This window comes from Paenisporosarcina sp. TG20, assembly GCF_000286315.1.
Taxonomy (GTDB): domain Bacteria; phylum Bacillota; class Bacilli; order Bacillales_A; family Planococcaceae; genus Paenisporosarcina.
The window spans coordinates 1-6,402 of sequence record NZ_ALJG01000164.1; the positions used below are offsets into that span (position 1 = coordinate 1).

The window sequence follows — 6,402 nt, forward strand, 5'->3', positions numbered from 1 at the left end:
AACGGAAATCACTAGACTTAAATAGAAGGCTAACTTATAAAGGACCGGGCCGACTTTGCCCGGTATTTCTTATGTTCGGAATTTACATTCATTATCCTTTTTAATGTTTCCGTTTAAGGAATTAGCAGATACACAATTAATATTTTGTATCACTAAATCAAGCAAAAACGATGAACAAAGGAAGTGATAATTATTTGAATCTTGTTTTATAGGCATTTTAAAAGATTCCAATTCATAATAAAATTGTATGGTTAATGTACTACTCAAATTAACAGGTTAGACAAAAAAGAACCTGCAAATTTTTCCTTAGTACAGGTTATTTCACAGTTTAGACGTATCTTTAGAGTTAATTCTTTGTTAATCATGGCGAGGTCTAGCCCTATTTGGTAAAATGACGAGTGAAGATTGTTAGAGGAGGACCTCCCGTGAAGACTTATAAATGGATACGAGTGGTGATTGCTCTCATGCTCATGGTTTGCATGATTGCTCCACTAAATGCTCAAGCAGTAACAAATAAAAGAATTCAAGATGAAAGTATATATGATTTATTAGTTGATCGGTATTTTAATAAAACGATTGAAAATGATTTTGAAGTAGATACAAGAATACCTGATGCATTTGCAGGTGGAGATTTTATGGGTGTGGTCGAAAAACTAGATCATATTGAAAAAATGGGATTTACCTTAATTTCAATTGGCCCAATCTTCTCTACGGATTCATACGATGGTAAACGCGTTGTTGATTATAATACATTAGAACGTCATTTTGGAACGCAAGAAGAATTCAATACATTAATAAACACAGCCCATGAAAAGAACATTGGTGTCATCACTGATTTTCCAATTCAAAATGTTAGCTCCGAACATGTATTCACAACAGATGAAGACAAAGCCTCTTGGGTCATCGACAACGCTGATGGAACAGTGTCGTGGGATTTGACTAATGAAGATGCACAACAAGCTATTCTTGATGCAGCTTTAACATTTATACAAGAATATAATGTAGATGGACTGCGCCTCACAGCAATTGAAGGAATTGACACAGAATTTTTAAATTTAATATCTGAAACGCTTAAACAAGAAAAAGAAGACTTATATGTGTTAAGTGGTGAACCAAGTGAAGCAAATTTCGATGCACAGATTTTGAGCGAGAAAGAAGAAATGTATCGTAATGCCTTTAAAAACGTAGACATGAAAACATCTCAAATAGCTGGAAAAACTGCTGGACCACCTTTCATTCAACAAATTGATTCAATCAATAGTAAACGTTTTACTGCTGACGCGGCAGAAGAAAATATGTTTCCACCTACACGATGGAAAATGGCAATGGCTACTTTATTGTCAATTCCAGGGGTTCCATCAATGACTTACGGTTCTGAAATCGCAGTCAATGGGGAACACCCTCCTGAATCTCATCCTATTTTAAACTTGAAAACAGATGAAAAATTAATTGAATTTATCGGTGATATTCAACTTCTTCGAAATAAGTCCTCTGCACTTCGAACTGGGACGATGGAAATGTTGCATAATGAAGCAGGATTTATGATTTATAAACGTTCTAATGATGATGAAACATGGATTGTTGTAATCAACAACACAAGTGGGACCCAAACCTTCAATTTAGATAGAGAAGTTATCGGAGATAATAAAGAGCTTAGAGGGTTATTTGAAAATGATATATTAAGACAAAAAGATAGTGGGAATTATCATCTTGTAGTTGATAGAGAAATTGCAGAATTTTATATAGTTAATGATAATAAAGGGTTTAATAAGTTATATATCGCCGCTCTTGCTGTCGCTTATCTGTTATTTTTAAGTTTTCTCTATATCGTTTGGCGTAGAAAAGGAAAACATCGAAAAAGTACCATAGAAAAGAAAACAAAATAAAAATCGTTTGAGACAACTATAGTCTCAAACGATTTTATTTTGCTCGATAACCAGCCATGTTCACCGGATCTTTTGGTGATGAATAGGGAGGGGCATAGGCAAGTTCAAGTGCTTGTAAATCATCCATTGTCAGACCAGCATAAATAGCGGTCGCTATAACATCAATGCGTTTATCTATACCTTTTGCTCCAATAACTTGTGCACCTAAAATTTTACGAGTGAATGAATCATAATGGATCTTCATGAAAATCTCAGCACTATCTGGATAATAACCTGAATTTGATTTACTTGTTTGAGTAACAGTGGAATAGTTCATTTTGCTCTCATCTAAGACGCGCTTACTTAAGCCAGTTAGTGCAACTGAAAGATTAAACACTTTACTAATTGAGGTTCCAAGCAATCCTTTGAATAAAACCTCAACTCCAGTGATATGTTTCGCAACAATGTAAGCTTGTCGATGAGCTGGCCAAGCTAAAGGAACACGTTTTGGGTCTCCAGTAATAAAGTCTACGCTCTCTGCAGCGTCACCTATCGCATAAATAGAGGGATCATTCGTTTGCAAAAATTCATTCGTCACAATCCCTCGTGTTTCCCCAATGGATAATTGTGCATTTTCAGCTAGTTCTGTGCTAGGAGCTACACCAATACTCATTAAAATGAAATCTGCTTGTAATTTTTCGCCTGAGTCAAGTTCTATGTCTCGACCTTCGACTTTGGTAATAAAATTATCTTTATAAATACGGATGTTATGGTCATGCAATTCTTTCTCAACTAGTTCAGAGCTGTCGACATCTAGAATGTTCATAATTTGTGGAGACTTTTCGACTATCGATAATTTCAAACCAAGTTTATCAAGATTTTCTGCCATCTCAAGACCAATGAATCCTGCGCCAACAATGACACAACTTTGAGGTTTTTCAGTTCTAATATAATGAATAATTTTTTTCATATCGTTTAAGTTTCGTAATGTGAACATGGTGGTGCTATCTAAGCCAGGTGTTTTAGGAACAATCGGCGAGCCCCCAAGTGATAAAATTAGAAAATCATAAGATTCTTTAAAGGACTCCTGTGTTTCTAAGTTTAAAACTTCAACAAACTTTAACTTTCGATTGATTTTGGTCACGCGGTGTTTTAATCGAACATCAATGTCTCGTTCACTTTTAAAGTCTTCTGGTGTCGCTGAAATTAACCGAGTTACATCTGGAATATCCCCTCCAATAGCATAAGGCATTCCGCATGCTGCGTAAGACATTGTGTCATCTAGATCAAATATGATAATCTCTGCATCTTTATCATAAAAACGTATTTGGGCTGCGGCAGTTGCTCCTCCAGCAACCGCTCCAACAATTACGATTTTTTTCATCTCCACACTCTCCATTTCCTATGGTTGTGTTTGATTCAAAAAGAACACACCAAGAGTTCCAGGTCCAGTATGTGCACCAATTACTGAGCCTATCATCTGTATTTCAATGTTCTTTGGATGGAACCTTTCTTCGATCAATGATTGCATTTCAAGGGCAAATGTCTCGTCATCTCCATGACAAATTGCAATCATTTGTTCATGAAGTCGTTCACCGCGTTCTTCCATAATTTCAATAATGCGTTTCATTAGTTTTTTACGGCCTCTTAATTTTTCAATGGGTATAAGCTTCCCGTTTTCAACTTGAATGAGAGGCTTAATATTTAGTAACCCACCAATAATTGCACTAGCCTTCGATACCCGGCCGCCACGTGCTAAATAATCTAAATCCTCAACCGTAAACAAATGCTCCATGTGTTGAGCTTTAAACTTAATGGTTTCCACTATGCTTTCTAACGATTCATTTGCCTTCATAAGACGTACTGCTTCTTGTACAAGTAATCCAGCCCCAAGAGAAGCACATTTCGAGTCAATAATTGTTAAGTTTAAATCAGGATAGTCTTCTTTTACTTGATCGCGAATCATGACTGCAGTATTGTGTGTTCCAGATAGTTCGGATGAGAAAGCAATATATAAACCATCTTCTCCTGACTTAGCAAGCTCTTCAAAAAGAATTAAAAATTGATCGGGTGAAACTTGAGATGTTTTAGGTTGTTTACCTTGTCTAATTTTATTGAGTACTTGTATGGATTCAATACTAGTGATATCCAAGTATTCTGTTTCATCAATATGAACACGTAAAGGAATTAATGTTACTGGGTTTGTATCGTAATAAGATTTCGGTAAGTCACAAGCACTATCAGCAAATATTTTCATTTTAATCCCCCCGAATTAATTGTTGTTTATAAGTTTAAGCGTTCTTGTAGAAAATGTGCAATTCCATCTTCGTTATTTGAAGCTGTCAGTTCATTGGCAATATTTTTTAGTGGGTCAATTGCATTTCCCATTGCAACACCTGTTCCAGCGTATTCAATCATTTCTAAATCGTTATCTTCATCACCAAACGCAATAATTCGTTGTTGTGGAATATTTAAGTATTTCGCAACGTGTGAAAGACCAACGGCTTTATTGAGCCCACTACGTACAATTTCTATTACATGCCAAGGTGCGCCCCACCGTCTATGATCAATCACTTCAGCATGTACATCGTGTAGATGTTGTCGAATAGCAGAAACTTCATGTTCCTCTGCATGTATAAGTAAACTTGTTGGATCAGCTTTTAAATAATTACGAATGTCTCCGGTGGTTACATTGGGTTTTCCAAAACTGAAGATATCGAGTAATTTTTCATCATGATAGTGTAAATATACGTCATCTTTTACTTCTGCAACAATATTGAAGAATTTATAATCATGGACAGCATCAATGACTTCTTTCACTATTTCAAGTTTAATGGGTTCATGAATGGGCTTCCATGTTTGATCAGTTGGATGATGTACAAATGCTCCATTAAAATTAACAATTGGAGTTTGCATTTTTAATTGTTGATAGTAAACTTCACTAGCACGGTAAGGTCTACCAGTGGCAATCATAATTTCATGACCTTGCTCTCGCGCTTTAAATAGAGTATGTAAAGTCTTTTCGGAAATGATTTTTTCATCAGTTAATAAGGTACCATCTAAATCTAAAACGATTAAATGAGGTTCCATTGTTTAAAACTCCTTTCCTTATAGAGTAAATTGTAGCGTTATCAACAACCTTTAGTCAAAAAAGAGGGTTAAATTTTTGAATTTTGTCAAATATTTTGCTAGTATAATGAAATCTAGATGCAAAGGAAGTGTGACCTTGATTGTAGAAAATGAACGATGGGGACATATTCCACTACTACATGTATTCAGAGAATCGGAAAGAGAAAGACAGGTCCCAGTCGTAATTTTTCTCCACGGTTTCACTAGTGCAAAAGAACATAATCTTCATTATGCGTACCAATTAGCTGAAAAAGGGTTACGTGTTTTATTACCTGATGCCCATTTACATGGTGAACGACAAGAATCCCTCGATGAAGTGGAAATGTCATTACGCTTTTGGGATATCGTTTTAACATCTATTGAAGAAGTAACTATATTGCGGAATGAATTGACTACAAAGAATTTAATTAATGAACAAACCAAGATTGGACTAGGTGGGACTTCAATGGGTGGTATTGAAACGCTAGGTTGTTTAAATGTTTACCCTTGGATTGACTCAGCGATTGTTATGATGGGTTCACCTAGTTATGTAAACTTGGCAAAAGCCCAAATGACTCAATATGAAGCACGTGGTTTTGACCTTGCAATCACAGATGTTGAAAGGAAGGAAATGTTAGAAACATTAAGGAAGTTTGACATCACATTAAATCCTCGCGCATTAAATGGTCGTCCTGTTTTCTTTTGGCATGGGGTACAAGATACTGTTGTTCCTTATGAACCAACCTTTAACTATTTTAACGCTTTGAAAAAATTGTATGTACACGAACCACAACGTTTTCAGTTTATGACAGATAAAACAGCAAGTCATGCCGTTACAAGAAAAGGAATGCTGACAGCAACCGATTTTGTTGCACACTATTTGTCTGTATAGGTTTCATTTGTTATGATAAAGATAAAGTTACTTAGAAAGGGGTATGAATATGGATCAAGATATGCGCGATAGCATGATGGGTGCATTAGAAAATGTTATCGATCCAGAGTTAGGTATTGATATTGTAAACCTCGGCCTTGTCTATGATGTAGAATTAACAGAAGATGGTTTTGGAGTAGTAACAATGACCTTAACATCACTTGGTTGCCCAATGGGACCAATGATTGTAGATATGGTTAAAACTTCTTTATACGAATTACCAGAAGTCAAAGAAGTCGATGTTAAGATTGTTTGGACACCTGGTTGGTCAAAAGATAATATGTCGCGTTATGCGAAAATGGCTCTCGGAGTCAGATAAAATATATTAAATTATCGCCCCACTTACTGTATGAAAAACCAGTAAGTGGGCCTTTTTTGCTATATATGAAATCACCATATTGTCTTTTTGTCTACAAGTATTTTCATACAAAAGTATATAAATTTAGTAAGCCATGAATCCCGTCTTCCCGGTATTTTAAGGAGTAGTTTCTAGTATGA

Annotated in this window: 6 protein-coding genes; 3 read left to right on the top strand and 3 right to left on the bottom strand. The window is 35.6% G+C overall.

The window, feature by feature from the left end:
• The first annotated feature begins 425 nt into the window (after positions 1 to 425).
• Positions 426 to 1,886 (top strand): alpha-amylase family glycosyl hydrolase, encoded by a 1,461-nt coding sequence (locus tag B371_RS0102340; protein WP_019412710.1) that lies wholly within the window; start codon positions 426 to 428, stop codon positions 1,884 to 1,886.
• A 34-nt stretch (positions 1,887 to 1,920) separates the two neighbouring features.
• Here the strand turns inward: B371_RS0102340 and B371_RS0102345 are convergent, their stop codons facing one another.
• Genes B371_RS0102345 through B371_RS0102355 form a run of 3 tightly spaced genes read right to left on the bottom strand, consistent with a single transcriptional unit; the run spans position 1,921 to position 4,955 of the window.
• A complete protein-coding gene (locus B371_RS0102345; protein ID WP_019412711.1) occupies positions 1,921 to 3,249 on the bottom strand; it encodes a CoA-disulfide reductase in 1,329 nt (442 codons plus the stop codon).
• Between the two features lie 18 nt (positions 3,250 to 3,267).
• Positions 3,268 to 4,122, bottom strand: coding sequence for a DegV family protein (locus tag B371_RS0102350; protein WP_019412712.1), 855 nt, complete (start codon positions 4,120 to 4,122; stop codon positions 3,268 to 3,270).
• A 26-nt stretch (positions 4,123 to 4,148) separates the two neighbouring features.
• Positions 4,149 to 4,955, bottom strand: coding sequence for a Cof-type HAD-IIB family hydrolase (locus B371_RS0102355; protein WP_019412713.1), 807 nt, complete (start codon positions 4,953 to 4,955; stop codon positions 4,149 to 4,151).
• A 136-nt stretch (positions 4,956 to 5,091) separates the two neighbouring features.
• On the opposite strand from B371_RS0102355, the gene B371_RS0102360 reads away from it, so the two are divergent.
• Together B371_RS0102360 and B371_RS0102365 are read left to right on the top strand one after the other, a co-directional pair.
• Entirely contained in the window at positions 5,092 to 5,865 is a 774-nt protein-coding gene (locus B371_RS0102360; protein ID WP_019412714.1) for a prolyl oligopeptidase family serine peptidase, read from the top strand.
• Positions 5,866 to 5,914: 49 nt separating this feature from the next.
• Entirely contained in the window at positions 5,915 to 6,223 is a 309-nt protein-coding gene (locus tag B371_RS0102365) for a metal-sulfur cluster assembly factor (RefSeq protein WP_019412715.1), read from the top strand.
• Positions 6,224 to 6,402: the final 179 nt, after the last annotated feature.

What these genes read in the sequence shown, in the direction of transcription:
- B371_RS0102345 (WP_019412711.1), bottom strand. Translation starts at nt 3,249, where the DNA reads ATGAAAAAAATCGTAATTGTTGGAGCGGTTGCTGGAGGAGCAACTGCC.
- B371_RS0102350 (WP_019412712.1), bottom strand. Translation starts at nt 4,122, where the DNA reads ATGAAAATATTTGCTGATAGTGCTTGTGACTTACCGAAATCTTATTAC.
- B371_RS0102355 (WP_019412713.1), bottom strand. Translation starts at nt 4,955, where the DNA reads ATGGAACCTCATTTAATCGTTTTAGATTTAGATGGTACCTTATTAACT.
- B371_RS0102365 (WP_019412715.1), top strand. Translation starts at nt 5,915, where the DNA reads ATGGATCAAGATATGCGCGATAGCATGATGGGTGCATTAGAAAATGTT.